The sequence below is a fragment of the Streptomyces sp. NPDC059875 genome (assembly GCF_042731085.1).
Lineage (GTDB): Bacteria > Actinomycetota > Actinomycetes > Streptomycetales > Streptomycetaceae > Streptomyces.
This window is the reverse complement of sequence record NZ_JBHWJZ010000018.1, coordinates 152,855-167,382: the sequence shown is the minus strand read 5'-3', so window position 1 is coordinate 167,382 and position 14,528 is coordinate 152,855. Positions and strand designations below refer to the sequence as shown.

At 69.4% G+C, this 14,528-nt stretch carries 12 protein-coding genes and 1 pseudogene; 8 read left to right on the top strand and 5 right to left on the bottom strand.

Going from position 1 to position 14,528, the window contains the following annotated elements:
• Positions 1-491: 491 nt before the first annotated feature.
• A pseudogene (locus ACFV9D_RS22840) lies at positions 492-1,460 on the bottom strand (glycoside hydrolase family 26 protein); the annotation flags it as partial.
• A gap of 184 nt (positions 1,461-1,644) precedes the next feature.
• Between ACFV9D_RS22840 and ACFV9D_RS22835 the strand changes: the two are divergent.
• Positions 1,645-2,937, top strand: a complete 1,293-nt coding sequence (locus ACFV9D_RS22835; protein ID WP_385149090.1) for an ATP-grasp domain-containing protein — start codon at positions 1,645-1,647, stop codon at positions 2,935-2,937.
• Positions 2,938-2,951: 14 nt separating this feature from the next.
• Entirely contained in the window at positions 2,952-4,208 is a 1,257-nt protein-coding gene (locus tag ACFV9D_RS22830; RefSeq protein ID WP_385149116.1) for an NAD(P)-binding domain-containing protein, read from the top strand.
• A 57-nt stretch (positions 4,209-4,265) separates the two neighbouring features.
• Here the strand turns inward: ACFV9D_RS22830 and ACFV9D_RS22825 are convergent, their stop codons facing one another.
• Together ACFV9D_RS22825 and ACFV9D_RS22820 are read right to left on the bottom strand one after the other, a co-directional pair.
• Positions 4,266-4,499 carry a chaplin gene (locus tag ACFV9D_RS22825; RefSeq protein WP_385149087.1) on the bottom strand — a complete coding sequence of 78 codons (234 nt, stop codon included), beginning with the start codon at positions 4,497-4,499 and terminating at the stop codon, positions 4,266-4,268.
• Positions 4,500-4,661: 162 nt separating this feature from the next.
• Positions 4,662-4,868: a hypothetical protein gene (locus ACFV9D_RS22820; RefSeq protein ID WP_385149084.1), complete on the bottom strand. Its 207-nt coding sequence runs from the start codon at positions 4,866-4,868 to the stop codon at positions 4,662-4,664.
• 148 nt (positions 4,869-5,016) lie between these two features.
• Between ACFV9D_RS22820 and ACFV9D_RS22815 the strand changes: the two genes are divergently transcribed.
• The gene (locus tag ACFV9D_RS22815; RefSeq protein ID WP_385149081.1) at positions 5,017-6,051 is read left to right on the top strand and encodes an LCP family protein; all 1,035 of its coding nucleotides are present in this window, start codon (positions 5,017-5,019) and stop codon (positions 6,049-6,051) included.
• 8 nt (positions 6,052-6,059) lie between these two features.
• On the opposite strand, the gene ACFV9D_RS22810 is transcribed toward ACFV9D_RS22815, so the two are convergent.
• A complete protein-coding gene (locus ACFV9D_RS22810; protein WP_385149078.1) occupies positions 6,060-8,084 on the bottom strand; it encodes a thioredoxin domain-containing protein in 2,025 nt (674 codons plus the stop codon).
• Positions 8,085-8,312: 228 nt separating this feature from the next.
• Here ACFV9D_RS22810 and ACFV9D_RS22805 point away from each other — a divergent pair, with 228 nt between their 5' ends.
• The 5 genes from ACFV9D_RS22805 to ACFV9D_RS22785 all read left to right on the top strand — a co-directional run bounded on the left by ACFV9D_RS22805 (position 8,313) and on the right by ACFV9D_RS22785 (position 13,799).
• Positions 8,313-8,879: a Uma2 family endonuclease gene (locus tag ACFV9D_RS22805; RefSeq protein WP_385149074.1), complete on the top strand. Its 567-nt coding sequence runs from the start codon at positions 8,313-8,315 to the stop codon at positions 8,877-8,879.
• A 464-nt stretch (positions 8,880-9,343) separates the two neighbouring features.
• Complete coding sequence (locus tag ACFV9D_RS22800) at positions 9,344-10,087, top strand: NUDIX domain-containing protein (protein ID WP_385149071.1); 744 nt, start codon at positions 9,344-9,346, stop codon at positions 10,085-10,087.
• On the top strand, positions 10,088-11,260 hold the full coding sequence (locus ACFV9D_RS22795; protein WP_385149068.1) for a purine phosphorylase: 1,173 nt from the start codon (positions 10,088-10,090) through the stop codon (positions 11,258-11,260).
• Complete coding sequence (locus ACFV9D_RS22790) at positions 11,257-13,239, top strand: hypothetical protein (protein ID WP_385149065.1); 1,983 nt, start codon at positions 11,257-11,259, stop codon at positions 13,237-13,239. The genes ACFV9D_RS22795 and ACFV9D_RS22790 overlap by 4 nt, the downstream gene beginning before the upstream one ends.
• 26 nt (positions 13,240-13,265) lie before the next feature.
• Positions 13,266-13,799, top strand: coding sequence for a hypothetical protein (locus tag ACFV9D_RS22785; protein ID WP_385149062.1), 534 nt, complete (start codon positions 13,266-13,268; stop codon positions 13,797-13,799).
• A 118-nt stretch (positions 13,800-13,917) separates the two neighbouring features.
• Here the strand turns inward: ACFV9D_RS22785 and ACFV9D_RS22780 are convergent, their stop codons facing one another.
• Positions 13,918-14,061 (bottom strand): hypothetical protein, encoded by a 144-nt coding sequence (locus tag ACFV9D_RS22780; protein ID WP_385149059.1) that lies wholly within the window; start codon positions 14,059-14,061, stop codon positions 13,918-13,920.
• Positions 14,062-14,528: the final 467 nt, after the last annotated feature.

Here is a 14,528-nt window from a genome sequence, read left to right as displayed (position 1 = left end):
GGCTTGGGCTCAGGCTTCGGCTCCGGCTTGGGCTCGGGCTTCGGCTCCGGCTTCGGCTCCGGCTTCGGCTCCGGCTTCGGCTCCGGCTTCGGCTCCGGCTTCGGCTCCGGCTTCGGTTCCGGCTTCGGTTCCGGCTTGGGCTCGGGCTTCGGCTCGGGCTTCGGCTCCGGCTTGGGCTCCGGCTTCGGCTCCGGCTTGGGCTCGGGCTTCGGCTCGGGCTTCGGCTCCGGCTTCGGCTCCGGCTTGGGCTCAGGCTTCGGCTCCGGCTTCGGTTCCGGCTTGGGCTCAGGCTTCGGCTCCGGCTTCGGCTCGGGCTTCGTCGGGGTCTCCGGCTCCGTCGGCACCTCCGGTACCTCGGGCTCGGTGGGCAGCTCAGGCTCCGTCGGCAGCTCAGGCACCGTCGGGACCTCAGGCACCGTCGGGACCTCAGGCACCTCGGGCTCGGTCGGTACCTCAGGCACCTCTGGCACCTCAGGTACCTCCGGCTCCACGCCGTACAGCATCTGCCGGAACACCTGCGACGACTTCGGGTTGTCGTCGCACTGCCAGACGCCGTGCGGGCAGTAGTCGGTGATCGTGTGGTACAGCGGCTTGTGCTTTTTCATCCAGTCGAGCATCCGCCGCATGTACTCGGCGTTGTCCCCGTTCCGGAAGAGCCCCCATTCCGGATAGGAGATCTCCTTGCCGTGTTCGGCCGCGAAATCCACCTGCTTCTGGAGCCCGTACGGCTCGCTGATGTGCCGGTCGAAACTGGCACCCGGCGGCTGGTCGTACGAGTCCATGCCGATGATGTCGACCACGTTGTCGCCCGGATAGCAATCCGTCCACGGAACGGCGTCCGTACCCCGGCTCGGATTGAAGTCGAAGCGGAACTTCTGGCCGGGAACGGACCGCATGGCGGCGACGATCCGGTTCCAGTACTTCTTCCACGCCGTGGGGTTCGGCGCACACCGGTGCGTGTACGTGGTGCCGTTCATCTCCCAGCCGAGGACGATGACGGTGTCGGTCGCTTTCTGGTCGACCAGGCGCTGTGCCAGCGTCCGGAAGTGGTGGTCGTAGTACCCCGCCGCACCGAGCTGGAGCTGGCGGCGGACCTCGTGGTCGGAGACGCCGGCCTCGTTCCGTTCCAACATCGGCACGTTCAGCACGAAGAGCCGGTCGTCCTGCTGGTTGCGCCAGTCCGCCCAGGCCTTCAGGAAGCCCGGGCGGCCTTCGATGTTCGACCAGCGATCGCCCGGGAGATACGTGTGGCCGACGCGGAGCTCCCGTCCGCCGAGCCACCGCTCCAACTGACCGATCCGGCTGACGCCGATCGGTCCGGATTCGAGGAACGCGCCCAATGCGGTGGACAGAGTCGGTTCGGGGTCCCGTGTCGTTACGGATTCGGCGGCGTGAGCTGGAGAGGACAGCACGACTGAACCTGAGGCAAGGAGACCTGCGGTGAACACCCCCAGCCACATTCTCGAAATCTTTCGCTTTCGGTAGGTCATGGCCACTCCTTCACAATCCGCCGCTTGATGATCCGTCAGTCGGATACTCCGAAAGTATTCCTAATGAGCCGACCGTGAACGCGGTCTCGATCTGATCAGTAGTCCATTGGTGTATTTCATCGCCCAGTTGGGGCACCAGAGATGAAGGAATGCCGTGCCGAGCTTTGACACCAGCGTCCCCGCAGTCCTTGTGCGGCTCGATCGGAACCCCTTCCATCACGGCACGCTCGGCGCCGCCCGCTCGCTGGGAAGAGCCGGAATCCCGGTCCACGCGGTCCTCGAATCTCTCACCAGCCCCGCGGCCCGTTCCCGGTACGTCCACGGCGTCCGTCTCCGCCCCGCCACCGCGTCGCCCGACGCCCTCGCCCGCCTCCTCCAGCGGCTCCCGGACGACGAGGTGCCCGCACCCGCGCTCCTCGTCCCCCTGGACGACGTCAGCGCCCTCGCGCTCGCCGAGCACCGCGCCGAACTGACGGACCGGTACCTCCTGCCCGACCAGTCCGCCGAGCAGCTCGTCCGCGTGGCCGACAAGGCCGCACTCGCCGAGACCTGCCGCGCGCTGTCCCTCCCCCACCCCCGTACCGAACTCCCCGGGAGCGCCGACGAGGCGGCCGCCATGGCCTGGTCGCTCGGGCTGCCGGTCGTCGCCAAGTGGAGCCGCCCCTGGCTGCTCCCGGCCGGCACCGGGCTGCGCAGCACCTCGATCGCGCGTTCGCTCTCCGAGGTGCGCGAGCTGTACGCCCGTACCCCGCAGGCCGGAAGCAGGCTGCTGCTCCAGCGGCTCCTGCCGCCCGGGCGCGATCTGGACTGGTTCTGCCACGGGTACGCGGACTCCGCCGGCCGCTGCGCGGTCCGGGCCACCGGGCGCAAGGAGCGGTCGTGGCCGGACGGGGCGGGCCTCACGGCCGTCGGCCGCTGGGCGGCGAACCCGGTGGTCGAGCGGATGGCCGGCGAACTGCTCGCCGCCCTCGGCTATCGGGGCGTGTTCGACCTGGACTTCCGGCTCGACCGCGCCACCGGCGCGTACCACCTGCTCGACTTCAACCCCCGCCCCGGCGCCCAGTTCGGGCTCTTCACGGACCGGGACGGGCTCGATGTCGTCCGCGCGCTGCACCTGGACCTGACCGGACGTCCGGTCCCGGCGCACACCCCCACGTACGGGCGCCGCTTCGTCGTCGAGAACTACGCGGCCCTGTCCGTGCTCGCCTCTCCCCGCCGCCGGTGCATCGCGGAGCCCGACGGCCCGCGGGCCGGTACGGAAACGGCCTGGTTCGCCGCCGACGATCCCGCTCCCGCACTCGCGATGGCCCGGGCCTGGCTCGTCCACGCCCTGCGCAAAGCCCTGGTGACGATCCGTCGACTTCTCCGGTCCGGTCGCCCGCGCGGCGGGACCACCGTGTCGCCGCCGGCGGCCCGTACCCCCTCCAGCCAGCTGAACCGACGATGAGGACGGAAGGCACGATGTACGACCTGGTCACTGTGGGAGCCGGACCCTACGGACTGTCCGTGGCCGCCCACGCGGCGGCCCACGGACTGAACCTCCGGACCTTCGGCCGCCCCATGGAGTCCTGGCACGCCATGCCCTCGGGCATGTTCCTGAAGTCCGAGCCCTGGGCCTCGCATCTCTCCGATCCGGCCGGCGCGTACGGGCTCGACGCCTACGCGGCCACCCGGGGCGCCCGCGCCGAGCACGGAGTCCCGCTGCCCGTCGGCTTCTTCGCCGCGTACGGCGACTGGTTCGCCCGCCAGGCGGTCCCCGGGCTCGACCAGCGCCTGATCACCTCCGTCGCCCCGCGCGCCGAAGGGTACGAGGTGGTCACGGAGGACGGCGAGACCTTCCGTACGCGGACGGTGGCCCTGGCCGTCGGCGTCCTGCCGTTCATGGAGATCCCCGGGCCCCTGCGCGGGCTTCCGCGCCGGTACGTCACCCACAGCAGCCACCACGGGGAGCTCGACGGCTTCGCGGGCCGCGACGTCACGGTGGTCGGCGCCGGCCAGGCGGCCCTGGAGACGGCCGCGCTCCTGACCGAACAGGGGGCGACCGTCCGGATCCTCGCCCGCTCGGACCGGCTGAAGTGGAACACGCTCCCGCCCGCCCTCGACCGCGGCCTGTGGCGGTCGCTGCGCGCGCCGCACACGGGCCTGGGTTGCGGCTGGCACAACCGGCTCTACGCGGACACCCCCGGGCTCTTCCGGCGGCTGCCCGCCCCCACCCGCGAGCGGATCTTCGACTCGGCGCTCGGCCCGGCGGGCGCGTGGTGGCTGCGCGAACGGTTCGCGGCCGTCACCGACGTACGGCTGGGACGGCACATCACCTCTGCCACCCCCACCGGGGACGACCGGCTCCGGCTCGACGTGGCCGGCCCGGACGGAACCACCGTCCTGGAGACCGACCATGTCATCGCGGCGACCGGGTTCGCACCGAGCCTGGGGCGGGCGGAGGTGCTGACGCCCGAGCTGCGCGCGTCGCTGCGGACGGTCGGCGCGGGCGGGGCGCCGGAGGTGGGGGCGCTGTTCGAGTCCTCGCGGCCGGGCCTGTTCCTCGCGGGGCTGCTGACGGCACCGTCGTACGGCCCGTCGATGCGGTTCGTGTTCGGCGCCGACTACACGGCGGGGCGGCTCGTGCGAGGCGTGCGGCAGCGGCTGCGGGCGACGTCGCGTGGCGCGGTCGGCCGTCCCCGTACCGGTGACGAGCGGACGCCGGCGGCGCGGGCATGACGAAGCCGGTCCCGCGGAACGTCGAGGACGTCCTGCGGGACCGGCCCGAGTCGTACGTCAGTAGTTGACGCAGGTGTTGCCGTACGCGGGGTTGAGGAGGCCGATGATGTTGATGGAGTTGCCGCAGACGTTGATCGGAATGTGGATCGGAACCTGGACCACGTTGCCGGACAGCACACCCGGCGAATGGTATGCCACACCGTACGCGTCGGCGTCCGCCATCGCGGGCGCGGCCGCGCCCAGAGCCATGAACAGACCGGCGACGACGACCGCAGCCTTCTTGCACTTCATTTCGTCTGAGTCCTTTCCGCGGCGGACGGAATTTCACGGATTTCGCGAATCGCCGGTGCATTGCAGCCCCCGACCTCCGCCGCACACATCACAACGACCATGCCCCGAAAAGGAAACCGGCTTATCGTCGGTCGAGCGGTATTCACTCCATTGCGCCCATCGTCAGCGCGGCCAGACCGGTGTCGTCATCAGACGCTCCCACTCGCGGTCCGGCATCCCCGGCACCGTGCGCCCGGCCAGGGCCCATTGCTGGACCAGCGAGGAGTAGACGGGGAACGGTCCCCGGTCGGCAGGTGGCGGCGGGTCCGCCACATAACGGCTCTTCGGAATGAAGGCCATCCGCTCCCATTTCCCGGGATCGGCCGCCATCTTCCCTCCCATCCACAGTGGTTCCCGCATCATTCCACAGACCCCGCAGGAGAGTGATTCGACCGGCCCACGTCGCGTCGCGAACCTGTGTGCGACAGACCTCGGCGTACGGTGCGGGCGTTATTGATTCCGACCCGTGGAGTCTGCCGTGTCCGTGAGGAAATTCCCGCGCCCGCGACGGCTGGCGCTCGCCGCGGCGGCGCTCGTCGCCCTCGGCACCGCGGCGTTCGCCGCGGCCCCGACCGCCCTGCCCGCGCCGTACGGCGGGCTCAACATCCTGGTGCTCGGGGTCGACAGCCGCGCGGGCCTCACGTCCGAGGAGATGAAACGCTTCCGCGCCGGCGGCAAGGGCTGCGACTGCACGGACGTGATGATGCTGGTGCACGTCTCCGCGCGGAACGACCGCGTCAGCGTGGTGAGTCTGCCCCGCGACTCGCTCACCGAGTTCCCCGCCGGCCACGTCGACCAGCGGACCGGCGCGCTGCACGGCTCGCACCGGGCGAAGCTCAACGCCGCTCACACGGAGGGCGGAGCGGAGTTCACCGTCGAGGCCGTCGAACGGATGACGAACACCCCCGTCCACCGCTACCTCGAGATCGACTTCCGGCGGTTCATGGACGGCGTGGACCAGATCGACGGCGGGGTGCCGATCTGCACCGTGGCGCCGCTCAAGGACCTGGTCACCGGGATCGACTTGGCGCCGGGAACGAGGAAGGTCCGAGGCGGCGAGGCGCTGCAGTACGTCCGTTCGCGACGCGACGGCAAGATGGACTTCGGGCGGATGCGGAAGCAGCAGAAGTTCGCGGTCAACACGCTGCAGACGATCCGTGAGGGCCTGCTGCACGATCCCACACGGCTGCGGCTGCTGGCCGCGACGCTGCGCGGCACCGCGCAGAGCGAGCATGCGCTGTCCTTGCGGGAGTTGCTGACGCTCGTCGCGCGCCTGAGGGATCTCACCCCCGAGCGTACGGAGTTCGCGACCGTACCGATCCACGCCTTCAACCCCACCATCGTGGGGGTGGGGTCCAGTGTCGCCTGGGACAAGGAGGAGGCGTCGGAGATCTTCGCGGCGCTGCGCGCCGACGAGCCGCTGCCGGAACCCCGGCCGACACAGACGAGCAAGATCCCGCAGGGCCTCGGCGAGTACCGGCCGAGGGGCGGTGCCTCGCTCGTCTGTCCGTAGTCCGACGCTCAGCGGGAGAGCGTGCGGGCCAGTTCGGCCGGGTCCGTCGTCGGCGCGTCGCAGGCGAAGTGCCGGCAGACGTACGCGGCCGCTCCCCCGTCCACCAGCGGACGGTCCTTGAGCAGCGGGAACTCCTCGCTGTCCGGGGCGCCGAAGGCGACGACCGCGCCGGGGGCGGGGGCCAGCAGGGCGGTGCGGCGCAGGGCCTGGGCGGTGTCGTCGCCGGCGGCGCCGACCACCGCGATCTCGCGGGGCCCGTCGAGCAGGGCCTCGGCGGCGGCCAGCCCCCAGCCGATGAAGCGGGGCGCGCGCGGGCCCAGCGCCTTGACCACCCCGAGGGCGCCCTCGGCCGCGGTGCGGTGGGCTTCGGAGCCGGTGTGCGCGGCGTAGGAGAGCAGCGCGCCGGCGGCGGCCGTCCAGCCGGACGGGGCTGCGTTGTCCGTGGGGTCCTGGGGCCGGCGGATCAGCGCCTCGGCGTCGTGCGCGGTGTCGTACAGCGCCCCGCCCTCGGCGACGAACTGGTCCAGGACGATGTCCAGGAGGAACCCCGCGAACTCCAGCCAGACGCCCTCCCCCGTGACCCCGGCGAGCGCCAGGAAGCCCTCGGCGACATCGGCGTAGTCCTCCAGGACCCCGGCGTTGGCGCCGACATGGCCGTCCTTGGACGTACGGGCCAGTCGGGCGTCCGTTCCCATGTGCAGCCGTACGAGCAGATCGGCGGCCTCCGTCGCGCGCTCGACCAGGTCGGGGCGGTCGAAGAACGCGCCGGTCTCGGCGAGCGCGGCGATCGCGAGACCGTTCCAGGCGGCGACGATCTTGTCGTCGCGGCCGGGGCGCTCGCGCTCCTCGCGGGCGGCGAGCAGCCGCTGCGCAATGGAGGCGACCCGGTCGGCGTCGGCGACACCCGCGTCCTGCTGGAGCTGGAGGACGGAGGCGCCCTCCTCGAAGGTGCCTTCCGGCGTCACCCCGTAGTGCTGGGCCGCGTACCGGGCGTCCTCCTCGCCGAGTACTGCGCTCAGCTGCTCCGGCGTCCAGACGTAGTACGCCCCCTCGACGTGCCGGCCCGTGCCGTCGTCGGAGTCGGCGTCGAGCGCGGAGGCGAAGCCGCCCTCGGGGGTGCGCAGTTCGCGGACCAGGAAGTCGGCGGTCTCCAGGGCGACCCGGCGTGCCAGGTCGCTGCCGGTGGCCCGCCACAGGTGCGCGTACACGCGGCACAGCAGGGCGTTGTCGTACAGCATCTTCTCGAAGTGCGGGACGACCCAGTCCCGGTCCACGGAGTAGCGGGCGAAGCCGCCGCCGAGCTGGTCGTAGATCCCGCCGCGGGCCATCGCCTCGCAGGTGTCGGCGGCCATCTGCAGCGCGCCCTCGGCTCCCGTACGGGCGTAGTGGCGCAGCAGGAACTCGATCACCATCGACGGCGGGAACTTGGGCGCACCGCCGAAGCCGCCGCGTGTCACGTCGTAGTCCCTGGTCAGACCGAGCAGTGCCTGGGCGAGCTCCTCCTCACCGGGCACGCCGTCGCCGCCGAACGCGAGGGAGCGGGCGGAGAGATCCTTGACGATCTTCCCGGCGACCTCGCCGACCTCGTCGCGGCGCTCGGTCCAGGCGCGGGAGACGCCGTCGAGGACGTCGCCGAAGGACGGCATGCCGTGCCGGGACTCGGGCGGGAAGTACGTACCGAAGTAGAACGGCTCGGCGTCCGGGGTGAGGAAGACCGTCATCGGCCAGCCGCCCTGGCCGGTGGCCGCCTGGACCGCCTCCATGTAGACGGCGTCGACGTCCGGGCGCTCCTCGCGGTCGACCTTGACGGCGACGAAGTGTTCGTTGACGTAGGCGGCGGTGGTGTCGTCCTCGAAGGACTCGTGGGCCATCACATGGCACCAGTGACACGCAGAGTAGCCGACCGACAGCAGAACGGGTACATCACGCCGTTTCGCTTCCTCGAACGCCTCCGGTCCCCACGGCCACCAGTCGACCGGATTGTCGGCGTGCTGAAGCAGATAAGGCGAGGTCATACCAGCCAACCGGTTCATACGCCCCAGCCTCTCACAGCGCCTCGCGCGACCGACGAAACCCTCACGAGCCCGCCCCGCCTGGCTGAATTGCACTTGTGGGCCATCACGTGGTGGGCAGCACCTTCTCCTCCGAGTCAGCGTCAAACTCTTCCCGACGTTCCCCGGCCCGGGCGGCCCGACACCTCGGAACAGTAGGCTGAGCGCAGCAGCGCCGGACCTGCCGAGGCTCCTCGAAGGAGGTACACCATGACCGCCGAGATGGTGGCGCCCGCGTGGATGCATTCGCAGATCAGCGCGGAGCAGTACGACTCCTGGTCCGAGGAGCAGTGCGCCGGCATCGAGATCGTGGACGGGATGGTCGTCGTGAGCCCGAGCGCCTCGAAGCGGCACAACCGGCTGGCCCGCATCCTGGCCAATGCCCTGGACGCCGCCGCGGGCCCGGACTGGAACGCCGACACGGACTTCGACGTCCGCCTGCAGGACGTTCCGCTCACCAACCGGCGCCCGGACGTCATCGTCTACCGGGCGGAGACCATCGACCTCACGCCCACCCGCCCCGAGCACGTACTCCTGGTCGTCGAGGTCGTGTCGCCCGGTTCGGAGACCACCGACCGGATCGTGAAAGTGGACCAGTACGCCAAGGCCGGCATCCCCTTCTACTGGCGAGTCGAGCAGGCCGCCACCGGTGTCCCGATCGTCTACACCTACGTCCTCGACCCCGCCACCAAGGCTTACAGGGACGGCGAGATGTTCACCGGCACAGTGAAGGCCACCGCACCCTTCTCCATCACGGTCGATCTTGGGGTCATGTAAGGACGGAGAGGTCTCCCCGCTTTCGACAGCTGACCGGTAGCGCCCGGATAGTCGTTGTTCGCGGACTGATCGGAACATTCCCCACCTCCGGGCCGGATGCACCACCTGCGGATGCCATGCCAGCTCGTAAGCGATCGCTTAGCCGTGCCCGGTCAGGAACTGATCAAGGTCACGTTGACGGAAGATCGCACCAACCAGGTCAGCCACCTACGAAACTGACCCAGGTCTCGGCATCCGGTTGCGGCTCATCGACGCGAACGGGCCACGACTGCCGCTTTGCCATCGACGCCACGAGCGCGCCAGTCGCGAGCTGGAAAACCGTGGCACTGCAGGCAGGTACGAGCTGACATGCTCGACCACCAGCTGACCATCCATGCGCGCCACGGCCATGAGGTCGAGCGGTGCGTCGATCCCAACACCCTACTTCTTGTGCAAGTGACAGTAACTGAAGTACCTTGCGGGCTATGCAAGATGACGCATGGTCACCACCTTCTGTCCTACTGACGGTCGATCTCGTGATCCTGACGCTGCGTGAGAGTCGTCTGCACGTCCTCCTGGTGGAGCGGGGCGAAGATCCCTTCCGGGGCATGCTCGCGCTGCCCGGAGGATTCCTGAGCCACGATGGCGAGGAGATCCTGGACGCCGCTCACCGCGAACTGAGTGAGGAAACAGCCCTGACCTCCGGCTGGGTACACCTTGAACAGCTGGCCGTGTACGGAAGATCGGGCCGCGACCCGCGGGGCCGAATCGTCTCCGTCGCTCACCTGGCGATCGCACCGGGGCTGCCCGACCCTGTCGCGGGGACGGATGCCACCGATGCCGCGTGGATTCCCGCAGAAGCCGTCCTGTCCGGCGAGGCGACCCTCGCCTTCGACCACCATCGAATCGCCGCGGACGGGATCGAACGCGCGCGCACAAAGATCGAATTCTCGGCACTGGCCACCGCGTTCTGCGGGGAGAGCTTCACCATCGCAGAGCTGCAGCAGGTGTACGAGGCCGTCTGGGGCACCACACTCGACACCCGCAATTTCTACCGGAAGGTCCAAGCCGCGAAGGGATTCATCGTCCCTGTCGGCACGGACCGCAGGACCACGGGAGGACGGCCCGCACGACTGTACCGGGCCGGCCCGATAACCGTGCTGTTCCCACCGCTGATCCGACCCGCGCCATCTGCGACGGAAGAGAACACGAGAGGGGAAGAGGAGTAAATGCCGAAGGGCCCAGTGGTGATTCTCACCGCCCTCAATCTTGAATATCAGTCCGTGCGCCAGAGGCTGGCGGATCTTCTGGTGCATCGCCATGAGCGCGGTACCCGGTTCGAGGTGGGAACCGTACGGGGCACATCGTGCCGCGTCGCGCTCGGCCTGACGAACAAGGGGAACCATTCCGCCGCGGTGATCGCCGAACGTGCGATCCAGGAGTTCTCGCCGGTGGCCGTGCTGTTCGTCGGGGTCGCCGGCGCCCTGTGGGACGCCACCAGGCTGGGTGACGTGGTGATGGCGTCACACGTGTACGCCTATCACGGCGGGACCAGCGAGGACGACGGGCTCAAAGCCCGTCCCCGGGTGTGGGAAGCGCCGCACGGCATCAGCCAGCTCGCCTCGCACCTGGCCCGTTTGAACGACTGGGCGGACCCCACACCCGGTCACGAGGACGGACCGCAGGTGCGTTTCGGGGCGATCGCCGCCGGCGAGATCGTCCAGAACTCGAGAATCTCGGCCGAGGCGAAGTGGATCCGACAGCACTACAACGACGCGCTCGCCATCGAGATGGAGGCGGCCGGTGTGGCCCAGGCCGGCCATCTCAGCGGAGCGCCAGTGGCCATCGTCCGGGGGATCAGCGACCGGGCGGACGGCACGAAGAACAGTTCGGAGGACCGCAACTGGCAGCCGCGGGCCGCGGCGAACGCGGCGGCGTTCGCCATCCGGTTGGCAGTGGAACTGGTGGGCGAGCAGGAGGAGGCCGCAATGCCCCGGGACGACAGGGCCCGTTCGGCCGACCGGTTCGACCGGTTCGACCGGCGCGTCAGCAACACCGTCCACAACAGCACCGTCGGCATCATGGCCAGCTCAGTCACGGGCAGCAGTGTCCACATGAACGCGGTCTCGAAGGCATCCGGCCCGACGGACCTGATCACGGAACTGAACGGTTTCCGCGATCAGCTGGGGTGGCACCGCACCGAGGGCGTCCTCGACGAGGACAGCTACCGGGAAGCCCTGACCGATCTGGACTCCGCCCTCCGGTCGGCAGGGGAGCGCACCCCTGAATCGTCGAAGCGGACGGTCATGACGCTCAAGAGGCTGCGCGGACTGGTCGCGGAGTGCCCCGCGCTGGTGGCCACGTTGGCTCCCATGGTTGCTGCGGCCGGTGGCCTGGCATGAGCCACAACGACGGTGCCGCGTACAGCTCGGCCGCGTACAACTCCACAATCGGGATCCAGGCCGAGACCGTACACGACTCCACCATCTACTTCGTCCACCCGGACGCCTCGCCGCAGGAGAAGTACCGGGTCGGCGTACAGCTCCTGGAGGACGGCGTCCCCAGCCGGGCCCGCGAAATGATCACTGATGCGATCGTCCACGGGCACGACGGCACGGAGGTTCGTTTCCACTGGGTGCTCGCCATGCTCAGCGCACGCACCCACCACGACCTGAGCACCGAAGAGGTCGAGCGGCTGCGCTACGCCTCCAGGCTCGTGCGGACCTACGCCGAGGACGAGTGGAAGGAAGCCCTGCGCGTCACTTTCGACCTGTTGGCGGTACTCAGCACCACCGGCAGCGAGACCGGCCCCGTGCTGAAGCAGCTGCAGGACCTGCCGCTCCGCCAGCACGACGCGATCCTCCGCCACCTCGACGTCATACTCACCGGAGGGCTGAAGGACGACCTGTGGGCGGAGACCGTCGGACGGGCCAGGGTGGACCGCTTCGGCAACGACCGGGTCCAGCGGGTCTGGGCCTACTTCGCACCCGCCCCCATCGGGGCGCGAGCCGTTCGGCCCCGCCCGAGCACCGCTGCCGCCGCCAAGGCGGCCCTCCCTGTCCGGGCGGTCCTGTTCGTCATCAGTAGTGCGCTCCTCTGGGCCCTGGCACTGATCGCGGATCCGGCCCAGGCGATCGTCGAGTTACCGGTGGCGCTCGGCGCGGGCCTGACCGCGGCCCGCTTCGGCGTCCGGTGGTGGGGCCGGGAGCCCAGGCCGGGCCTCACGGCCGAGGCCCACGTCCCGTACCCGCGCGATCCCGCCTTCGCCGAGGACGGGTTCACCAAGCGCGTCCGTCATTCGTTCGATCACTACTTCAGCGTCCGCAGGCCCCACGGGTTCACCTCGGATGCCTGGCTCGCCCACACGGTTCAGATCCGCAGCAGCCTCGCCGCCGAGATCGCAGACCTCTACCGGGAGAGCCGAATCGGTGTGGAGCGGGTCGACTGGCTGATCCGGTACCTCGCCGAGGACGCCCGAAATCGCCACAACAACGGCACCCTGTTCGATCGGCACCGCCAGGACCAGACTTCGGGCAGGACGAAGGCCCTGGCCGTGGCAGCCCTCGCCGTTCTCGGCGTCGCGGCTCTGGCCGCGTTCGGCACTGCGGTCACCGGTGCCGCCCAACCGCGGCCTCTGTGGGCGTTCCTGGCCGTGCTCGGTGCGGCCTGGTCCGGGCACGCGACCGCTTCCCGATGGCTGGAGGTCCGGCGTGAAGAGGGCCGGCTGGACCGGGAGACTCAGGAGTACCTCGAACAGCTGACCGCACGACAGATCGCCTACCAGCGCTGGCAGTCGTTCCTGGACGAGACGCGCCCCAGCGAACTGGAGATGGAGACCTGGCTCACCTGCGACAAGACTTCGTTCGTCGATGAGGCGCTCCGGCACCACCGGCTCACCTGGCGCGACCTGATCACCCACACCATCCTGGTGGCCCCGGGTCCTTCCTACAAACGTGGCCGGGTCCGAGGCGGCCCATGGCGGTACTCGCACTACGTGTTCCGCCTGTTCCTTTTCACCCAGGACGGCATCCGCGAGATCAGCTCCGAGTTCAACTTCTCCGACGCAACGCGCAGGAACGAGCAGCGGAGCAACTACCGGTTCGACGCGCTGACCTCCGTGCAGGTGACGGAGAACGCCGACGTCGGTTACGACCTGGAGCTCGTCCTCGCCAACGGACAGGCCAGGAAGATCCGCGTCAAGGACGCCGACGCCCATCAACTGGCGCCGACCGAGAATTCCCAGGAAATCTCCGAGATCAACCTCAGCGCAGCTGGCTCCACCCACACCTTCCGCCTCCTGGAGGGGATAGCGGCGGACGGGAAGAGCTGGATCGAACGGCACGGCCCCGACAGCCTGGCGCCCTTCCAGATCGCCGGCTGATCCTGAACTCGAGCAGAGGAGTGCCTGTGACCTCCACGGATGACGTCACCGAGAGCAAGATCCTGCTGGCCGAGTACGACCGCCTCAAGGAGGAACAGAAGACCCGCATAGGGTTCCGCGACAACCTGCTCTACTTCACGCTCGCCGCAGCCACTGCGGTCGTGGCGATCACCGCCCAGAGCGGACAGTCCCGACTGCTGCTATCCGTCCCCGCGATCTGTCTGATCCTGGGCTGGACCTACCTTGTCAACGACGAGAAGATCTCGGCGATCGGCTGCTACGTCCGCGACCGGCTGGGACCGCGCCTGGGGGAACTTACCTCCGCCCACGGCGCAGTGTTCGGCTGGGAGATCTACCACTGCAACGTCGCGGGCCGCACCATGCGCAAGCGGCTTCAGACTGCGGTGGACCTGTTCACGTACCTGGTCCTGCCCATGGTCTGCACGACCGCGTTCTGGTGCTCTCCCGTCGTTCAGCCCCTGCTCGTGCTCGCTTCTCTCGGGCAGACGCTCGCCCTTGCCGTACTAGCATGGCAGTTCCTGCGCCGTACGGAGCGGTAACACCAGGCCCTCGCCAGGCACGCGTACGACATCTCCGGCCGCGGGGGGCGAGCCGAACTCCGCCGTACAGTCAGCGAGCGTCCGGCTCGGGCCCGGGAGGTTCGTCCAGGTCAGGGGTCTAGGTCCGTCCGTCGGCCAGTTTGACGGGCAGCTTGGCCGAGCCGTACTTGGGCGTGTGGGCCGCGATGCAGCCGGAGCCGGTGGGCTGGGTGTGGGCGACAACCTCCCCGGCGTACGGGGCCAACACCAACGTAGCGGCCATACTTCGCAGTGCAGTCGTCCTAGCCCTTGCGCGCAGGAGACCAACACCGCCTTGGCAATCAGCAGCACGACCTCAAAGCCATAGGGTTTCCCCTGCCGCTGGGCGTCCTCCCTCATCGGACACTCCCACGTGCAGCGGGCTGACCAGAGCTCTGGAGAACGTCGACATACCGGTCGGGTGCCACTCGATCGAATCGGCCCGTTGATCTTCAGCCCGGGCGACCACGCTCAGGCCCCTTCCTCTATGTGCCCAATTTGCACTCAACGCACGATGACTATCCGATTTGCCCCCCCTACTCGCTTCTCCAGTTCCCTGCCGAGCGCGCTCGGCAGGGAACTGGACGAGCAGACCGCTGCGCTCAGCTCTCGCTCGACGATTGCCGCGAGGGACTTCACTCCGGCCAGGGTCGGAACGTACGCCAGCGGGCTGGCGTCGGCCCCGGAGGCGCAACGGTCGGGCAGCTCATC

What these genes read in the sequence shown, in the direction of transcription:
- ACFV9D_RS22830 (WP_385149116.1), top strand. Translation starts at nt 2,952, where the DNA reads ATGTACGACCTGGTCACTGTGGGAGCCGGACCCTACGGACTGTCCGTG.
- ACFV9D_RS22825 (WP_385149087.1), bottom strand. Translation starts at nt 4,499, where the DNA reads ATGAAGTGCAAGAAGGCTGCGGTCGTCGTCGCCGGTCTGTTCATGGCT.
- ACFV9D_RS22820 (WP_385149084.1), bottom strand. Translation starts at nt 4,868, where the DNA reads ATGGCGGCCGATCCCGGGAAATGGGAGCGGATGGCCTTCATTCCGAAG.
- ACFV9D_RS22810 (WP_385149078.1), bottom strand. Translation starts at nt 8,084, where the DNA reads ATGAACCGGTTGGCTGGTATGACCTCGCCTTATCTGCTTCAGCACGCC.
- ACFV9D_RS22805 (WP_385149074.1), top strand. Translation starts at nt 8,313, where the DNA reads ATGACCGCCGAGATGGTGGCGCCCGCGTGGATGCATTCGCAGATCAGC.
- ACFV9D_RS22800 (WP_385149071.1), top strand. Translation starts at nt 9,344, where the DNA reads ATGCAAGATGACGCATGGTCACCACCTTCTGTCCTACTGACGGTCGAT.
- ACFV9D_RS22795 (WP_385149068.1), top strand. Translation starts at nt 10,088, where the DNA reads ATGCCGAAGGGCCCAGTGGTGATTCTCACCGCCCTCAATCTTGAATAT.
- ACFV9D_RS22790 (WP_385149065.1), top strand. Translation starts at nt 11,257, where the DNA reads ATGAGCCACAACGACGGTGCCGCGTACAGCTCGGCCGCGTACAACTCC.
- ACFV9D_RS22780 (WP_385149059.1), bottom strand. Translation starts at nt 14,061, where the DNA reads ATGGCCGCTACGTTGGTGTTGGCCCCGTACGCCGGGGAGGTTGTCGCC.